This window comes from Halocola ammonii, from assembly GCF_049334165.1.
In the GTDB taxonomy this organism is placed as follows: Bacteria; Bacteroidota; Bacteroidia; order Flavobacteriales_D; family Sanyastnellaceae; genus JBEGHD01.
In genome coordinates this window covers 171,695-189,841 of record NZ_JBEGHD010000005.1, presented here as the reverse complement: position 1 = coordinate 189,841, position 18,147 = coordinate 171,695, and the positions used below count along the sequence as shown (strand labels likewise).

Below are 18,147 nucleotides of genomic sequence, written 5' to 3'. Positions count from 1 at the left end.
TCAGCTTAAGTTGCTCGAAGTACAGGCTCAGTCAATCGACAGGTTTCTCAGTCTTTCACCAACTTTCCCGAAGAGGTGATTGATACTATCTGCCGTTTTATTTTTTTTTAATTCTCCCTCAATGCTTTCCGGGAAATCGGAAATGTTAAGAGATGAATCAATCCAGTCCAAACCACTCGTTTGCCTCACAAAAGCAAGGCTACTGTAGTCGTCAACTACAATAATCTTTGCACTGGGATTGATGTTCCTCAGGGTTCTAGTGATCTCTGAGAACTTCTGAAAGTCGAGCATCAGATCAACTATCAGGCAATCGGGCGAAGCGAGGAGGGAATTTGTAGCAGCCTCGTCCCAGTTGATGGAAGAATAACGCTCGGTGTTGACCGAAAACGATGACGGAATAATCTCCGCCAGAGTTTGTACAATCAAATCCGAGCTGTTAGATACAATCGTTATAGTTTTTATTTCTCGTGTATTGGGCACTTCTTGTACTTCTGCACATTTACAACTTTACAAGAACAAAGGTACCGCCAGAGGCTGTTCTGATTTTATGCAATAAACCTATTTTGATAAAATACGTGATTTACGTATAACATTGCCTCACGGAACGACCAGCAGATCAGCGTGTTTAGATAATGTCGTTGTTGATGGCGTAAAGCACCAGACCGGCAATGTTTTTCGATCCCGTTTTTTCGAGCAGATTTCTTTTGTGCGCCTCCACCGTGCGAGGTGAGATAAACAACTCATCGGCTATTTCTGAATTGCTGTATTCTCTGACTATCAGGCTGAGCACTTCTTTCTCTCTATCGGTGAGTGGAATCGTCACTCCAAAGCGACTTTCTTTTTTGTTCTTTTTGCCTGCGATGCTCTCCATCACTGTCTTGGTTACATCCTGGCTAAAGTAGTTTCCACCATCGTAAACTTTGAGAATTGCCGCTTTGAGCTCTTCTTCACCGGCAGTTTTGAGCACGTATCCCTCAATCCCCGTTTCGAGGATGTGCCTAATGTATTGGTGTTCGTTGAGCATGCTGAGCACTACAACTTTTAGCTCGGGGCGTTTTTGCCTGAGCCTCTTGCTAAGTTCGAGCCCATCCATTGGCTCCATGCTGATATCTGTGAGAACGATATCGGGCATTTTATCGAGCTCTTCGAGTTTTTTCAAAGCTTCCTCTCCATCTGCTGCCTCACCTACCAAACCAAAGCGTTCGTCATCTTCGAGATAGGAGCGAATGCCGTCTCTCACGATTTCGTGATCATCTACTAAAAACAGTTGAATTGGGGACTTGCTCATTTTGCAAAGATATTTGAACTGTAATTATTGTTCCTCTGGATTTACTGCTGTCAATGGTGAATTCTCCACTCATGGCATTGGCGCGGTTGCGCATATTAGAAATCCCGAGGCTGGTTGTTTCTTTTTTGAGACTTTCGAGATTAAAACCTCTACCATCATCTTCAACCGTAAGTATAAGCATATCATCGTGTTTCATTAGTTGAACCGTGATATTTTTTGCATTCGCGTATTTCAGCGAGTTGTTGATCGCCTCTTGAGTGATGCGGAAGAGATTGAGCTCCACAAAGCCCGGAAGTCGCGTTCCATTGAGGTTTTCGTAGAATTGAAAATCGACATCGGTAGCGTCTGAAAGTCCATCCATGAGGCTTTGCGTGGCGAGAATGAAACCAAAATCATCGATGTCTTTGGGCATGATGTTGTGTGAAATATCTCTACTCTCGCGTATGGCCTGACGAAGGAGCTCCTGCGTTTTGTTGTACTTCACTTGCAGGTTTTCGCTGAGCTTTGGGATTTCCTTTTTAATTGAATTAATGTTTAGCGATGCGGCTGTAAGCGTTTGACCAAGACTGTCGTGCAGTTCCTTGGCAATCCTCCTGCGCTCTTTGTCTTCAGTTTCCAGAACGGTCGCGATGATCTTATCCTCCGCTTTCATCTTATCGGTGATGTCAATGATGTAGCCTTCATATTCTACAATTCTACCGAGATCATCTCTGATGGCAACTCCTTGCTCGAGACACCACTTTATTTCATTATTCCTGGCGATCACCCTGTAGGTATACTGATATTTACCTGAGCCTTCAAGCGATTTGATAATTTCTTCGCTATCAAAATCCTGATCGTCAGGATGAATGATTGAGCGCCATCCACGAGGGTTTTCCTGCGAAGTAAACTCTTCAGCTTTGTAGCCTGTGATGTCTTCTACCGAGTTACTGATGAACTCCATCGACCACTGATCGTCATTTCTTGATCGGTAGACGATACCAGGCAGATTATCGATCAGGTTTTCCAATCTTTGATTGAGCCTTCCGAGTTCAATCTCAGCGGTTTTTCGCTCAGTGATATCAGTTAACGTTCCTGTGATTCCACGAGGTTTTCCATTCGGATAGCGATCTTTTACAATCCCTCTGGAATTAACCCACATCAAATCTCCATCTTTTCGAACTACGCGATAATTCAACTCATACGTGTCCTGACGACCCGAAATGAAATTTTCAAAAACAGATTTAAACAGCCTCTGATCTGGCTCATAGATAGTGGAGATAAAATGATCTACGGTGTGATCAAACTCTTCTTCATCGTAACCCATTAAAGAGTAGAATTCCTCACTGGTAAACATTTCATTCGTTTCCATGTCCCAATCCCAGATCGCTTCATTCCCGGCCTGCAAAGCGAGTTTCAATCGCCTCTCACTTTCTCTCAACGACACCTCTTTTTCACTTCTGGCCAGTGCCGATGCCAGCATTTCACCAATGATTTTAAGCAAGTTTTCCTCATCAGAACTCCATTCCCGAGGTTCGTGAAGCATGTGAACGCCAATGGCCAGATAGATTTCGTTTTTGATGGATCCCGGCACCAAAATCAACGAGCGCACACCTTGCGAATTGAGAACTTCTTTTTCAATGCTGTACTTCGTCCCCAGCTTTTCGACATCCTTAAAGACCACTACTTCGTCTTTTTCGAGTTGTTCAGGAATGTACGACCCTTTGAAAGGTATGGGCTTTCCACTTCGAATCATGTCGCTGAGTTTCTCATTTGGTGTGCCCTCTCCTATGGCTACGCGATACTTTTTGCGATCGCTGCTGAGGATCGTCACAAAAGTTCTGTCGCTCTTTAGCACTTCGTTGACTTCTTGAAGCGCATTTTTGATGGCAACTTCCACCTCTCCAGAAGGCAGCTTGAGGAGCCTGTTAGAGATCCTCGCAATCAGCGATTCAAACTGATATCTTCTGCTTATTTCCTCCTGTCGGCTTTTACGATCAGAGATATCCCTGGCAAAACCGCAGATGTATTCTTCGTTATCAAAAGTGATGTAGTGCGAAAAAGTCTCAACCCAAATTTCCTCACCGTCTTTTCTTCTCAACTTGAGCTCCCAGGGATAGTAGCGTTCTGACTTCACAACTGACCAATACTTCGAAAAGCCCGGCATGTCTTCCTGAGCGTAAATATCGTGCGCACGCAGAGTTTTTAATTCGCGTTGATCGTAGCCCATGAGCAGCTCGCAGGCTTCGTTAGTGCGAATAAACTGACCGCGAGAGTTGATCCAAAAAACAGCAAAGTCGGACGACTCGATGGTGAACTCACTCAACCTCGCTTTTCTCTCTGAAGCCTGAAGCCGGTTGTTGGCCTGCAAAAGCTCCGCAGTTCTTTCCTGAATTTTGCTCTCCAGATTGTCGTTGATGTGATTGATTTCGTCCACTGCAATTTCCAGCTTGGTGGATTCTTCTTCGAGCCGAACGGATTTTTCCTCGAGCTTCCGATTGCTTCTTCTGAAATAAATCAGAGCCACCACAGAGCCTATCACTAAAACCAGGATCAACATTAACGCTGCGGTCTGCAGATCCACAACTTCCCTTTCCTTTTCGAGGTTTTTCTTTAGCAGTCTGTTTTCTTCGGATTGTTGCTCGGCTTTGATTCTCGATTCGAGTATGGAAATGTCGGTTATGTTTTTCTCACTGCGTAGCGAATCGTTCATCGCCTTGTGCTTTTCAAAAAAGGCCAGCGCTTGTTCGTAGTTTCCTTTGGCTTTGTGAGTTTCGTAAAGCACTGAGTAGGCGGGCAACAGACTGTAAGGATTATCAACCCTCCTGTTTTCTACGAGTTCAACGCACTCTTGACTCAATTCAATCGCCTTGTCGAGATTACCCTTTCTGAGGTAGACTTCCGCCAGATTGTTCATTGCTAAACACAAAGCATTGAGATCACCATATTTTTCACTTTGCTCAAGCACTTCTTCGAACATCACCTTTGCCGAGTCGAGTTCACCCTTTTCCAGGTAAACGGAACCGATGTTGTTGGTTGTTGTGATTTGGTACCGCTGCCAGTTTTGTTCCGTATAGATGCTGTCTGACATAGAAAAATAGTGGACTGCAGAATCCCAGTGTTGTTGATTGTAGTGAAATCCACCGATGAGCATCAGGGTATTGGCTAATCCTTCGAGGTCGTTTTGCTCCGCATAAATCTTTCGCGCTTTTCGGAGATGTGGGATGCCCTTTTCGCTTTCTCCCAACAAGTCGAATACTTTACCTTTCTCGAAGTGAGCGTTGCCGCGGATGATTTCATAGTGTTTATTCTCACCCTTGTGTTTCTCCAGATATTGAATGCACTCATTTAACTGCTCAATCGATTGGTAGTATTGTAGCTTTTGATTGTGAGCCCGGGCTAAAATGATCTTCGCCTGATAGAGCCCCAACAAGTCTGGGTATTCTTTAAGATATTCTACGGATTGCTTTAACACAGCAAGTGCAGAATCATTCCTCCCTTTGTGAAGCAAAATATCTCCGTAGCGACTAAGCGCTCTCCCCATGTGAACCTGACTACCTGCCGCCTCTGCTTCGGCAAACCATCGCTGTGCGTAGTGAGTAGATTTCTCAAGATCAGTGTGACTGTATTCGTCAGAAATTTTATTGAGAAGGTTAAATCTTTTTCCGAGCCTGTCTTCCTTCTCGAGCTGCTGTATCAAGCTATCCACCTTTGCCGCAGAAGTGAGCAGAGAAGAAAAGATTAAGATGAATAAAAGGAGTATCCGCATAATTTTCGGCTCGTTGAACGGGTATAAAAATAAACAATGGCTTCAGACAGCCACCGAAGGGATCTGTTTTCGGAAAACAAAACCTGACAAAAATGAGTTTTATTTGTTCTCTCAATCATCTACAGCTCTCTGAATGAAACGAATAATTACAGCACTCATCATTTGCTTCTCAAGCTTCTACGGCATGGCTCAGGAGCGCATCTCTTGGTCGGAGAGCCGGCCGCTCACCTGGAGCAACTTTGAGCCGCGAAAAGATCAGGGCTTTGGCTACCGGGCACTTACCTTCTCGGGAATTCGCTACAACGTGGAGACGAAAGACGGCATGATCGAAATTGATGTGGAGTGCTACTTTATCCCGTCAAAATCGTGGGTGCAAAAAGGTTTTGAAAAAGACTACCTGCTGCGCCACGAACAGCTCCACTTCGACATCACCGAGCTACACGCCAGAAAAATGCGAAAAGCAATGGAGGAATACGAGATGCCGATTGGAGAATTTATGAAACGCGGACTCGCCAAAGAGCTCGAGGATCTTTACGACAACATCTACGAAGAAATGGTAGCGATGCAAACACTTTACGACAAAGAAACCGACCACAGCCTCAATCGCGAAGCACAGCAAAAGTGGGAAGAAAAAGTGGCAAGCTCGCTGGCTGAGTTGCAGGAGTTTGCTTCTTCAGGGCAATAAAAAAAGCCCCGGCAGAACCGAGGCTTTTCAAAGTTTTATTAGGCTCTCCCTCCTAGAGGTGGATTACCTCATCGTAAGCCGCAGCTGCAGCTTCCATCACCGCTTCACTCATAGTTGGGTGTGGGTGAACAGTTTTGATCAGCTCGAGGCCCGTGGTTTCGAGTTTTCTCACCGCTACAATTTCCGCAATTAGCTCTGTAACGTTGTACCCAACCATGTGCCCACCGAGGAGCTCTCCATATTTGGCGTCAAAAATCAATTTGACAAATCCATCAGAGTGACCGGCTGCTTTGGCTTTACCAGAAGCTGAGAACGGGAATTTCCCGACTTTAATTTCGTAGCCTTCTTCTTTGGCTTGTTTTTCTGTATAGCCCACAGAAGCCACTTCTGGGAAGCAGTAAGTACAACCCGGAATATTGTTGTAATCGAGTCCTTCGGGGTTTTCACCAGCGATTTTTTCCACGCAGGTAATCCCTTCGGCAGAAGCTACGTGAGCCAGAGCCGGACCGGGAACGCAATCGCCAATGGCGTAGTAACCGGGGATGTTGGTTTCGTAGTATTTGTTGACCATGATCTTCCCTTTGTCTGTGGCAATGCCAACATCCTCAAGACCGATGTTTTCGATGTTTGAAACCACTCCGGCTGCAGAAAGAACCACATCGCAATCGATGGTTTCTTCGCCTTTCTTGGTTTTCACTTTCACCTTGCATCCTTTTCCAGAAGTGTCCACCTCTGTCACTTCGGAGCTGGTCATCACTTTGATGCCTTGCTTTTTGAAGGAGCGTGCAAGTTGTTTTGAAACTTCTTCGTCTTCCACAGGAACCACGTTGTCCATGTATTCAACGAGGGTTACTTCGGTACCAATAGAGTTGTAGAAGTAAGCGAATTCAGATCCGATAGCACCTGATCCAACAACAACCATTTTCTTAGGCTGCTTGTCGAGTGTCATTGCTTCGCGGTAACCGATAATTTTTTTGCCGTCCTGTTTCATAGATGGCAACTCGCGAGAGCGCGCTCCTGTAGAAACAATGATGTGCTCAGCAGAGAGCTCTTTGGTTTTCCCATCTTCGCCCTTCACGGAAATTTTCTTTCCCTTCAGCACTTTTCCTTCGCCCATGTGCACATCGATCTTGTTCTTTTTCATCAAGAACTGCACACCGTTGCTCATGCTTCCGGCAACTTCGCGGCTTCTTTTTATCATGCCTCCAAAATCCACTTTCGGAGAGCTCACTTTGATTCCAAAATCTTCTGCGTGGTTGATGTAGTCAAACACGTTGGCGCTTTTCAACAAAGCTTTTGTAGGGATACAGCCCCAGTTGAGGCAAACACCTCCGAGCGACTCACGCTCTACAATTGCAGTTTTGAGTCCGAGTTGCGAAGCTCTGATGGCGGCCACATATCCTCCCGGTCCACTGCCGAGTACTATCACATCGTAATCCATGGTCTGTCTAATCTTTTTTCGGGTTTAAAACGGATTGCGAATTTAGTAAAAAAGCATTGCTAACGGCTCTGCCATGCGGGCTACTCTTCAGTCGGACAAAATCAATTACCTTCGCAGCGATTTTTAAGATATGGAGGAAATCAAAGATGTAGTGTTGGGCGATTTGCGCTTTCGGGAAATTATTTCCGAAAGCGAGGTGCAGGAGCGTGTTAAAGAGATGGCCGATCGAATGACTACAGACCTCCGCGATCAAACTCCAATTTTTCTACCGGTGCTCAACGGTGCTTTTAGACTCGCTGCCGATTTGGTCACAAAAATGGACCTGGCCTGCGAGTTTTCTTTCATAAAAATGAGAAGCTACCAGGGCACCAAATCTACTGAGGTGGTAAATGAACTCATCGGGCTTGATGCTGACATTACCGGACGAACGGTAGTTGTAGTTGAAGACATCGTGGATACCGGAAACACATTGGAGAAAATTTTGGCTCTACTGGAGCAGCAGAAACCCGAGAAAATTTTAATTTCCAGCTTATTGCTAAAGCCGGAAGTTTATAATCAAAAACGAAAAATCAACTACCTGGGCATGGAAATTTCGGATGAGTTTGTGGTTGGCTACGGCCTCGACTACAACGGGCTCGGCCGCGAGTTGAATGCCATTTATCAAAAAGTTGAAGAATAAACAGACAGAGCAATGTTGAACATCATTTTATTTGGCCCTCCGGGAGCGGGCAAAGGAACACAAAGCGAAAACCTGGTTCAGGAGTACGATCTCGTTCACCTTTCTACCGGAGATATTTTCCGATCGAACATCAAAGGTGGAACTGAACTGGGAAATTTAGCCAAAAGCTACATGGACAAAGGTGAACTCGTTCCAGACGATGTTACCATTGGCATGTTGCAGGCTGAGGTAAACAAGGCCAAAGATTCCAACGGATTCATTTTTGATGGATTCCCGAGAACTGTGGCTCAGGCCGAAGCGCTTGATGAGTTTTTGGAATCGAGAAACGATGAGATCAAGGTGATGCTCGCTCTGGAAGTTGAAGAAGACGAGTTGAAAACCCGACTCATGGAGCGCGCTAAAACCAGCGGCCGCCCTGACGATGCCAATCCAGACGTGATTCAAAATCGCATTGACGTTTATAAAAAAGAAACTGCTCCCGTAGCTGAGCACTATCGCAAGCAAGGGAAATTTAAAGCCGTAGATGGCGTTGGCAGCATCGATGAAATTGCCCAAAGGCTTTTCAAAGCTGTCGAAGAAAGCAAGTCATAACTCAAGGAATGAATTCAAACTTTGTCGATTACGTAAAGATCTGCTGCAGATCTGGAAAAGGCGGTGCCGGTTCGGCCCACCTTCATCGCGACAGGCTAAATGCCAAAGGTGGTCCCGATGGCGGAGATGGCGGTCGCGGTGGTCACGTGATCATTCGCGGCAACAGCCAGCTCTGGACATTGCTGCACCTGAAGTACAGAAAGCACGTGATTGCCAATGATGGCGAAGGCGGAGGAAGAAGCCGAAGCACTGGTGCGGAAGGCAAAGACGAAATCATTGAAGTACCGTTGGGCACGCTGGCCAAAGATGCTGAAACGGGTGAAGTGGATGTGGAAATCACTGAGGACGGCCAGGAACACATTTTAGTGAAAGGCGGACGAGGTGGCCTCGGAAACGACCACTTTAAATCTTCGACTTTTCAAACACCCCGATTTGCCCAGCCCGGAGAAGACGGGTCGGAAAGCTGGAAAGTGCTCGAGTTAAAAGTGCTGGCCGATGTGGGACTTGTTGGCTTTCCCAATGCCGGAAAATCTACGCTCCTTTCGGTAATCAGCGCAGCCAAGCCGGAAATCGCCAACTACCCTTTCACTACTCTCACTCCCAACCTGGGGATGGTAAACTACCGCGACAACAGGTCGTTTGTAGTGGCCGATATTCCAGGAATAATTGAAGGCGCTCACGAAGGAAAAGGTCTCGGCCACCGCTTTTTGAGACACATCGAAAGAAACGCCACACTGCTGTTTTTGGTACCAGCTGACAGCGACAACATCGCCAAAGAGTACCAGATTTTGCTCAATGAGCTAGAGAAGTTCAACCCCGAACTGCTCGATAAAAAGCGCCTGCTTGCCATTTCCAAAAGCGACATGCTCGATGAGGAATTGATCGGAGAAATGAAAGCCGAGCTTCCCGAAGGAGTAGAAACGATCTTTATTTCTTCCGTTTCGGGTAAAGGCATCACAGAATTAAAAGACAAAATCTGGAGCTCTTTTGAACTAAATGCAGAAGGGAAAGTGAGAGGTTAGAGTTTCACTGCTCCTGCATTTCTACAAGCTCATCATCTTCCCACATTCCGGAGGCCACTACTTTGCCATCGGCATTGTAGAAAGTGCCCTTGCCGTTTCTTTTGTCATTCTTCCACAGGCCGACAAACGATTCGCCATTGCTCCAGAAGTAGCTTCCCTTGCCGTGTCTCTTATCGCTTTTGAACTCGCCCTCGTAGCGCTCGCCATCCGGCCAGTGAAACGTGCCTTCACCGTGGCGTTCGTTGTTTTTCCACTCGCCCCGGTAACGACTGCCAGTAGACCAAAGGCCAACCCCTTCACCGTTGGCTTTGCCACTTTCCACCCCTCCGATGTAATGGACATCGTTTCCTTTTGAGCTTGTGAAAGTGAGGTATTCCCTTTCCGGCCTGGTTTTCACTTGCTGTTCCAAATCTGCCTGTCGCATTTGCGCCTTTTCGAGAGCAAAACTAAGCGAGTCGATTTTTTGACCCTGTGCTTCAGATTGCGCTGTTAGACTATCTTCTACAGCAGTGAGCTGATCAGTTTTGGCCTGCAGCTGATTGGCCAGTTCGGCTTCTGTAGCATCAACACTTTCGTTCTTTCTCATGAGCTCCCGGGCGATTTCTATCCGAATCGCCAAAGCGGTCTTCTGCTGTTCATCGGCATCAGTCATTTCCGATTGATAAAATCTGATAGCCTCCTGATACTCGCCTCTGAGCAAAAGAGAATCCTGAGCCGAAAGCATTTTTGTGAAGTCCACGAACTCCTGGCGTTCCTCAACTTCCGCGGTTTTGCGAGCTACTTCATCCGACAATCTTTGACTTTTCACAAAGAAAAAGAGTGCCGCAGCGCAGAAAATGATGACAAGAATGATGAGTGTAAGTGTCTTTCTGTTCTTCATTATTCAATTATCTCCTCTTCGATTCAAGTTATTGCTTCTTACCAACAAAACTCTACGTTTATTCCATCAGGTGAACCGCTGGAAGCTTGTTTTTCACTTTGCGAAAATCGGGAGAAAAATACATGTGGAGCCTCACCGTCCACTTCTGATTGTAAATCCCTCCGTTGTAAAGCTCCTGCCCCATGGAGTACATCAATCCGGCAGCAAAAGTGAGCCGGGGATTTAGGATGTAACCAAAGGATGTGTGAAGTCGCAGGTCTTCTAGCGGACTGTCAACCACCGTTTTTCCACTTTGCATAATCAGCTCTGCTTCCGGAGCGATGTAAAAAGTTTCGGGTGCCAGCGCAGCTTTGTTGATCGGAATTTTCATGTTGAACATGTAGCGCCAGCGATTGCGAAAAGTGTAGTCACTGCCTTCCACAAAGTTTCTTGTCCAACGGTGCTCTAGTCGAATTCTGTGGTAAATCATGGCGCGGCTTACGGGCACAGCAAACTGGTACTCGTGCCAGATGCGCCACTCGAGATTGGCTCTCTGCTGATCCGATGATGATCGATTAGTGTTGAAATTCACGCGGAGTACACCACCAAGGCTCGCATTAAAACTCTTTGAAAACAAATAGCTAATTGCATGTCTGTTGTAGACCTGCGCCATCTGCCCCACAAAAGGCACGTCATCCGTTTGCTGTCTGCGCAAGTGCGTTTGAGCGATCCAAAAAAGATTGTCCGTCAGTCGGATGTTGCCATAGTTGTTGATCCAAAGTCGCGTTTTTGACGGCTCAAATTGCGACTCGTCCGGCAATTCCCCATCCTGGGCCTTTAGCGGACTCCAAACCAATCCAAAGCCCGCAACAAAAACTATTGCCAGGAGCAATTTCCCGAATAATCTAAATTTACTCAGTTGCATAGCTTACTTAATTGAAATATTGAGTAGCTGCATCACTACGTTTGGATCAGTTTCGTTTTTGAGCTTGCGCTCTACCCGTGAGGTATTACTCTCGCTCAGCTTCAGCATCCTCTTGTGAGTCACATCAATTCGCTTCTTCCAGTTTTCTGCATTCTGGCAATTGAGGTTGTTTTTGACTTCATTGAAGAAATAAGGTTTTAGCACGTTCTCATAAGCTTCGGTGATTCGCCTTTTCACTTGCTCTGTCATGGTGGTACTCGTGAAGGGATTCCACACCTCATCTGTGTAAGCTTGTTCTATCTCCCTATCTCTTTCAGGATACCTCAAAAGCGTTAATGCGAGCTTCTCCATCTGATCGATGCACGCGATTAGCTCGGTTGCCTGTGCTGGCCTGGACGAAACGTTTTCGATGGAGGAATACTTGCTGAGCTCTTTGTTTGCTGAGCGTTTCAAGCTACCTATCAACTCGCCCAGATCGCCAGAGGCCTCGCCCTGAAGAGAATCGATGAACTGCTCGAATTCAGAAATTCTCAACATCAGCTCGTCCTCCAACTTCACCAGTTCTTTCTCGCGCTGTTGTTCCTGTATTTTTTTCTGGAGTGTATCCGCAATTAGAGTCACACTTTGGTGAACGTAGCGCGAAAACTGATCGGCCGCTTCGAGGCCTTCAATCTGCCAGTCGAGATCTGACAGCTCAGCTCCTTCGAAGACTCTACTTCGCAGACTGTCCTGAAAGTCGTACTCAACTTTCAGCTCTGGAGAAGGAGCTCCAGCCATGAGCACACGAAGCAAGTATTCTCGTGGCAAAAATTCCAGCGTACTGTCTTTCCTGTACTCGTCAATCCTCGAGAGTGGTGTGAGCCATTCTGATTGAATTTTTGAAAGTGTGGAAAGATAAAACCGCACCTCTTCGTCAGAGTGCTTCAAAATGTTGAGCTGGGTATTTTCGCTGAGCGCATCAATTTCACTCTGCATTTTTTCCAGTCGGCTTTCGAGAGAGTCGAGCTCTACCAGCTCTGCTTTGGTAAGAGGATAGTGCTTCACCTTCACCTTGAAAACAGGCATGAAACGCGCATCGCTAAGGCTGGTAAACAAGCTGTCAACCCGCTGATACAAGCGGTTATTTTCAGCCATCAGTTTAGACATGCCACCTTCAAACTTCACGAAGGTCTTATTGGTCAGAATGTGTTGCAGTTTGAGAATTTCAAAAAACTGCGGACCGAGATGGATGGTTTTGGGATTTTCCAGTTTTTCCGGGTAGACCGAAATTGTTTTAGAACTCCCTGTTTGCAAAACTTCTATTTTGCTGAGTCGCCCATCCACAAAAGTCCAGTATTCCATCGTTCCGGGAATATTTTCGAAGTTGAGCGCCCATTCATCATCCGCATACCCGTCCGTTCCGAACATTCCCAATAGCGTGAGATCATCACCAGAAAGTCGGAAGCTTCCCGCTGGGATGCCTTTTTCAAAACTCATTTGGCTTTTGAAAACCTGTTCGACCGTTGCCGAGTTTTCAACCTGAAAAATCGAGTGACTCCACTCACCATCAGGAACACCTTCAGCGAGTTCGCCAGTTGCGATGTGCTGCGTTCCGCTAACTTTCAGTTGAAACAGGTAATCGATGAGTTCAGCACCGCCAGCAGCAGCGTATTGCCCAAATTCGATTCTCCAATTGTTTACCGGAAGATTGTCCTCAAATTTTCCATTGAATGAATAGTAACCCAACTGCGAGGCCGATAACTGATCGAGGTTGGATCCGCGCATAGCGAAAGGGCCGCTCAGCACCGTGTCGTTGTTCACCAACTTGTAGCGAAAATCAGCATCTCCAAGCAGGTTTCCGACCTGAATCCGACCGGAAAAACTCGAGTCTTGCTGGGCACAAACTGAAGTTGGAATACAAAAGAATGTCAGGAGTGGAACCACAAAGAACCACACTAACCTTTGATAGTCAATCATTTTCAAATTTTACTTGCACAGTTTCAAAGCCAGCTACAGCCATTACAGATCAATTTCAATAGCAGCTTTTTACTAAAAACAGGCCTCTAAAGATTCGAGAATCTTGCCAGATTTAAATTACTGAGATTAATTATTTGTGAAAAGAAGATCAGACTTAAAATTTTTCGAAGGCACCGAGCCCAAAAAGTGCAAAGTCGTACTTTACCGGATCCTCGGGGTCCAGTTTGCGAAGAGCTTCATCGAGCTCAGCAACTGCTTTCCAGTCGTTTTGCTTTCGTTTTAGAAGTTTAAGTTTTCTACTCACCCTTCCGGTGTGTACATCCAGCGGAATAGAAAGTCCACTCATCGATGGGCTTTGCCAGATTCCAAAATCGACACCTCGACTGTCTTTGCGAACCATCCAACGCAAAAACATGTTTAGTCGTTTTGCTGAGGAGCCCCGAGCCGGATCAGAAACGTGCTTTTCAGTTCGCTTTTCGTGACTCACCTGAAAAAACAACTCGCGAAATCGAAGGATCGCTTCTCTGCCAGAAAGTTGAGAAACGCCATCAAAACCGTAAAAGGCGGACTCAAGTCCTCCGTGTTGTCTGTAAATATTTTGAAGAGAAATCAGAAAGTGTCGGAGGTCAACTTCATTGAAAGTGCGGTGTACGAATCCAGAAAAGCGTTCGAGGTCGGGCAACTCGAACTGACTGATAAATTGATGCGGCTGCTCCTCCATCCGCTCCATGAGAAAATTAGCATTCCTGATGATCGTCTTGCGCTGACCCCAGGCGATAGTTGCTGCCAAAAAAGCGCTGATTTCAATGTCTTCCTTTTTCGAAAAACGATGCGGTATGGAAATCGGATCGTAGCCAATAAGTCGGGGCGTGTTGTACTCATCGACTTTCTTCTCCAGGAATTCGCGCAGCTCAGCTCTTTTCATTTTGCAAAGAAAACGATTCGCACACAAAGCAGAATTTTGATCATAAAAAAAGCCGGATAGATACTGAATCAAGTTCAGCATGACATCCGGCTTTAAATTGCATTTGTGACTGTGATTCTACAGGAGAATTAGCAAAATTAGGATTACTACAAGTGCACCTCCTGAAATGTAGATTCCCGTATCGTTTTGTTGCAATTTCATTTCTCTTTCAATGATGCGCACTTCCTTCTTGAGTTTTCTTCGCTCATTCCACGACAATTCATCGAGATCCATACTCTTGATTTCGTTCAATCTCTCTGTGAGCATTTCAACTCGTGCCTGAGACTCTTCCTTAGTCATTTCCTTCACTTCATTTCTACTCACACGATCGATTGGTTCTGTTTCACCTCCACTTGCAAGTGCTGCTGGTGCTGAGGTTAGTAGTAAAAAAGAGGCGATTAGTGATATAACAAATGTCTTCTTCATAACAATTCAGTTTTTTCCCTTTCAGTGGTAAAACTGTTCCAATTGATAGAAGCAACTCTGAAACTCCTGTCGCTTCGCGGCTTTTCTCACTGCCGACAATTTTCAACAACTTTGAAGGATGTGGATCATTTGCCCCAAAATGTGTGAACTCTCGCTCGTCAAACACCTGTTTTGAGGATTAATATATTTTGGATGCATCCTTTTAAAATTCATCTATCTTTGTCGATTGATGAAATTCTTATACCCGGAAATACTCTACGCCCTCTCGGCAGTTGCCATTCCAATCATCGTCCATCTTTTCAATTTTCGCAGGTTCAAAAAAGTGAAGTTTAGCAACATCAGTTTTTTGAAAGAGGTGAAGATTGAAACGCGGTCAAAGTCGCGCCTCAAGCACATCTTAATTCTCATCAGCAGAATTTTGGCGATTACATTTATCGTTTTTGCTTTTGCTCAGCCTTACATCCAGGAGACGGAAAATCAGCGAGTGGCCGCCAATCAGGCTGTTTCGATTTATATCGACAACTCCTTTAGCATGGAAGCTGAAAACGAAGAAGGCCCATTGCTGCAGGTGGCAAAAAATAAAGCTCTGGAAATTGTAGAGTCTTATTCCGCTACCGATCAGTTTCAGCTGTTGACCAACGAGTTCGAAGGCCGTCACCAAAGATTTTACAATCAGGATGAGATGATCGAACTGATTGAGGAAATTGGAATTTCGCCACGAACCCGAAAAACTTCAGAGGCAATTTCGAGGCAAAAAGAAATGCTACAGACGGCTCCGGACTCAGAGCTCTCGAGCTATATTATTTCCGACTTGCAGGAATCTACTACTGATTTGACCAGCCTGGAAAATGACACCACACTGGATGTGGTTTTTGTTCCTACGCAAGCTGAGCGAGTAGCAAATATTTACATCGATTCACTTTGGTTTTCGAGTCCAATTCAGCAGGTTAACCAATCTGAAAAGCTCAACATCCGCATCAAAAACACATTGAGCCAGTCGGTGGACAATGTCCCGCTAACGCTAACGATCAACGGAACGCAGAAGGCACTTGGGAGTTTTAATGCCACACCCGGTGATGTAACCGACACTTCTCTCGTGTTTTCCAACAATGAGCCCGGCCTGAAATCTGGAGTGGTCACCCTCCAGGACCATCCAATAGTTTTTGACGACAAGTTCTACTTTAGTTACAAGATCAAAGAGAAGATCAACGTGCTCGAGTTGCGACCAGCAGATCTCCGATCTAACAACATCTCAGCTGTTTTTAGCGGTGACGACCACTTTGAGTTCACGCAAACTTCTACAGAAAACATAGATTACAGTGAATTTGCCGCAAGCGATTTGATCATCCTCAATCAGATTTCCAACTTGTCTTCAGGAATGAGTGCCGAACTTGAAAAGTTCACCAAAAATGGAGGCTCGACACTTTTCATCCCCGCCAGTGAGGCAGACATTGATTCTTACAATGGTTTTTTACGAGCGATGGGCAGCAACCCTATTCAAGAGGCGAAGTCAATTGAAACTAAGGTGAGCGACATCAATCTTGACAATTACATTTTTAAGGATGTTTTTGATCAGATCCCGCAAAACATTGACCTGCCTTCGGTAAAGAAGTATTACCCTTACCAACGCCTTAGCAGAACTGGTGAAGAACCACTGCTAACCATTCAAACAGGAGATTCTTTTCTGAGCTACTACAAAGTTGGAGACGGAAAACTCTACACCAGTGCCGTTAGCTTGCTCAACAGCGAAAGTAACTTCACTCAGCACGCAGTGTTCGTGACTACGCTTTTGCGAATTGCTGAATTTAGCCAGCCTACTCCGCCAATTTACTACACCATTGGGCAAAACGAAGCACTCACACTTCAAAACATTCGCCCATCGGGAGATCAGGTTTTTAAGGTTCGGGAAAAGGAACAACAGTTTGAGTTTATACCTGAACACAGGCAGTCAGGGCCGAGTACAGAGATTTACGTTAGAAATCAAGTAACGTCTGCCGGCAACTACGAACTCTTGCTTGCTGAAGAACCGGTTTCAACTCTATCGTTCAACTACTCGCGAGACGAGTCGAACCTTCGTGTGATTGAAGTTGGCAATCTTGAAAGTGAGCTTCAAAAGTTTGGTCTCTCGAACTTTAGAGTGATCGACAGTAAGATTGAAACGCTTGCTAACAATGTGAAAAAGCTATCTGCAGGAAATCAGTTTTGGAGATCCTGCATCATCATGGCGCTGATTTTTCTGGCGATAGAAATCATTTTGATAAAATTCTGGAGGCGATAAGTTTAATTTTTCCGGCAATATGAAAACACTCATCAAAGCAGCAACAATAGTCGAACCGGGTTCAAAATACCATTTGAAAAAACGCGACTTGCTCATCGACAAAGGTCGTATCGAAAAGATTGCAGCAAAAATTGATGAGTCGGATCACAAAATACTTTCTCACAGCAACTTGCATGTTTCTGCCGGCTGGATTGATATGAGAGCCAATTTTCAAGATCCAGGGTTTGAGTACAAGGAAGACCTTGAATCAGGAATGAAAGCTGCAGCAAACGGAGGTTTCACCGGTGTGGTCCTCACTCCCTTTACTGACCCTCCAGTGAGCCACAAGGCACAGGTAGAGTACATCATCAACCAAACCCAGAAAAATGTAGTGAGGATTTTTCCTACCGGTACGCTCTCTCAAGATGGCAAAGGCGAAAATCTTTCGGAGATGTACGACATGCACCGCTCAGGCGCGGTGGCATTTTCGGACGACAAGCGATCGGTAAATCGCACGGAGATGATGAGTCGCGGACTCGACTACGCGAGAAACTTCGATGGGCTGGTAATGAGCTTCCCTTTTGATGACGGAGTGAATCCAGGAGGAGTGATGCATGAAAGTGCAATGAGCGTTTCTCTCGGTATGCGTGGAATTCCATCACTGGCCGAAGAGCTTCGCCTAAAGCGAGACATTGAACTGCTGCGCTATCACGGTGGCAAAATGCACGTTTCTCTGATCTCCACTGAGAAGTCGGTTGACATCATTCGCCAGGCCAAAAAAGATGGTCTGGCTATTACCGCAGGTGTGTGCGCTCACCAGCTCTATTTCACAGACGAAGACTTAAAGTCCTTCGACACCCGACTAAAAGTTCTTCCGCCTTTCCGATCAAAATCAGACGTGAAGGCGCTAATAAAAGGAATTGCTGATGGAACCATTGACGTGATCTGTTCGGACCACACTCCGGAAGACGTTGAGGCGAAAAAGCGCGAGTTTGAACATGCCGCTTACGGCATCTCAAGTATCGAAACGACCTTTTGCACGGCTTTCACAAAACTCGAAAAGTCAATAGATCTGGAAAAGTGGATTCTGGCCCTCACCAAAAATCCACGATCTATTCTTGGACTTGCACCAGTGAGTATTCAGGAGGGAGAGTCGGTAGACCTTACCTTCTTCGACCCAAATGGCGAAACTTCACTTTCCGCATCAGACCTGGCTTCCAAATCGAAAAACTCACCGCTACTCGACACCATGCTCAAAGGCAAGGTGCTGGGAATAGCGAGAGGTAAGTTTTTAAACTGGAAATAA

The 18,147-nt window shown here is 45.7% G+C and carries 15 protein-coding genes; 6 read left to right on the top strand and 9 right to left on the bottom strand.

What is annotated here, in order from left to right:
• Positions 1 to 27: 27 nt before the first annotated feature.
• From ABHV44_RS07140 to ABHV44_RS07130, 3 genes are all read right to left on the bottom strand, one after another.
• Positions 28 to 426, bottom strand: a complete 399-nt coding sequence (locus ABHV44_RS07140; RefSeq protein WP_459073982.1) for a response regulator — start codon at positions 424 to 426, stop codon at positions 28 to 30.
• A gap of 199 nt (positions 427 to 625) precedes the next feature.
• Complete coding sequence (locus tag ABHV44_RS07135) at positions 626 to 1,288, bottom strand: response regulator transcription factor (RefSeq protein ID WP_459073981.1); 663 nt, start codon at positions 1,286 to 1,288, stop codon at positions 626 to 628.
• The gene (locus ABHV44_RS07130) at positions 1,251 to 5,036 is read right to left on the bottom strand and encodes a PAS domain-containing protein (RefSeq protein WP_459073980.1); all 3,786 of its coding nucleotides are present in this window, start codon (positions 5,034 to 5,036) and stop codon (positions 1,251 to 1,253) included. Before ABHV44_RS07130 ends, ABHV44_RS07135 begins: the two co-directional genes overlap by 38 nt.
• 133 nt (positions 5,037 to 5,169) lie before the next feature.
• Between ABHV44_RS07130 and ABHV44_RS07125 the strand changes: the two genes are divergently transcribed.
• Positions 5,170 to 5,721: a DUF922 domain-containing protein gene (locus tag ABHV44_RS07125; protein ID WP_459073979.1), complete on the top strand. Its 552-nt coding sequence runs from the start codon at positions 5,170 to 5,172 to the stop codon at positions 5,719 to 5,721.
• Positions 5,722 to 5,773: 52 nt separating this feature from the next.
• Here ABHV44_RS07125 and lpdA read toward each other — a convergent pair whose 3' ends face one another.
• Complete coding sequence (gene lpdA / locus ABHV44_RS07120) at positions 5,774 to 7,162, bottom strand: dihydrolipoyl dehydrogenase (protein ID WP_459073978.1); 1,389 nt, start codon at positions 7,160 to 7,162, stop codon at positions 5,774 to 5,776.
• 130 nt (positions 7,163 to 7,292) lie between these two features.
• On the opposite strand from lpdA, the gene ABHV44_RS07115 reads away from it, so the two are divergent.
• The 3 genes from ABHV44_RS07115 to obgE are packed head-to-tail and all read left to right on the top strand — an operon-like array spanning position 7,293 to position 9,454.
• Positions 7,293 to 7,841 carry a phosphoribosyltransferase gene (locus ABHV44_RS07115; protein WP_459073977.1) on the top strand — a complete coding sequence of 183 codons (549 nt, stop codon included), beginning with the start codon at positions 7,293 to 7,295 and terminating at the stop codon, positions 7,839 to 7,841.
• A 12-nt stretch (positions 7,842 to 7,853) separates the two neighbouring features.
• Positions 7,854 to 8,432, top strand: a complete 579-nt coding sequence (locus ABHV44_RS07110) for an adenylate kinase (RefSeq protein ID WP_459073976.1) — start codon at positions 7,854 to 7,856, stop codon at positions 8,430 to 8,432.
• Positions 8,433 to 8,440: 8 nt separating this feature from the next.
• Entirely contained in the window at positions 8,441 to 9,454 is a 1,014-nt protein-coding gene (obgE, locus tag ABHV44_RS07105) for a GTPase ObgE (RefSeq protein WP_459073975.1), read from the top strand.
• A 4-nt stretch (positions 9,455 to 9,458) separates the two neighbouring features.
• Here obgE and ABHV44_RS07100 read toward each other — a convergent pair whose 3' ends face one another.
• The 5 genes from ABHV44_RS07100 to ABHV44_RS07080 form a co-directional block, all read right to left on the bottom strand.
• A complete protein-coding gene (locus tag ABHV44_RS07100; RefSeq protein ID WP_459073974.1) occupies positions 9,459 to 10,334 on the bottom strand; it encodes an MORN repeat-containing protein in 876 nt (291 codons plus the stop codon).
• A 58-nt stretch (positions 10,335 to 10,392) separates the two neighbouring features.
• A complete protein-coding gene (locus ABHV44_RS07095) occupies positions 10,393 to 11,238 on the bottom strand; it encodes a DUF2490 domain-containing protein (RefSeq protein WP_459073973.1) in 846 nt (281 codons plus the stop codon).
• 3 nt (positions 11,239 to 11,241) lie between these two features.
• On the bottom strand, positions 11,242 to 13,194 hold the full coding sequence (locus ABHV44_RS07090) for a hypothetical protein (protein WP_459073972.1): 1,953 nt from the start codon (positions 13,192 to 13,194) through the stop codon (positions 11,242 to 11,244).
• 154 nt (positions 13,195 to 13,348) lie between these two features.
• The gene (locus ABHV44_RS07085; RefSeq protein ID WP_459073971.1) at positions 13,349 to 14,119 is read right to left on the bottom strand and encodes a TIGR02757 family protein; all 771 of its coding nucleotides are present in this window, start codon (positions 14,117 to 14,119) and stop codon (positions 13,349 to 13,351) included.
• A 117-nt stretch (positions 14,120 to 14,236) separates the two neighbouring features.
• The gene (locus tag ABHV44_RS07080; RefSeq protein ID WP_459073970.1) at positions 14,237 to 14,584 is read right to left on the bottom strand and encodes a hypothetical protein; all 348 of its coding nucleotides are present in this window, start codon (positions 14,582 to 14,584) and stop codon (positions 14,237 to 14,239) included.
• A gap of 229 nt (positions 14,585 to 14,813) precedes the next feature.
• On the opposite strand from ABHV44_RS07080, the gene ABHV44_RS07075 reads away from it, so the two are divergent.
• Together ABHV44_RS07075 and ABHV44_RS07070 are read left to right on the top strand one after the other, a co-directional pair.
• Positions 14,814 to 16,862: a BatA domain-containing protein gene (locus tag ABHV44_RS07075; RefSeq protein WP_459073969.1), complete on the top strand. Its 2,049-nt coding sequence runs from the start codon at positions 14,814 to 14,816 to the stop codon at positions 16,860 to 16,862.
• Positions 16,863 to 16,881: 19 nt separating this feature from the next.
• On the top strand, positions 16,882 to 18,147 hold the full coding sequence (locus ABHV44_RS07070; RefSeq protein WP_459073968.1) for a dihydroorotase: 1,266 nt from the start codon (positions 16,882 to 16,884) through the stop codon (positions 18,145 to 18,147).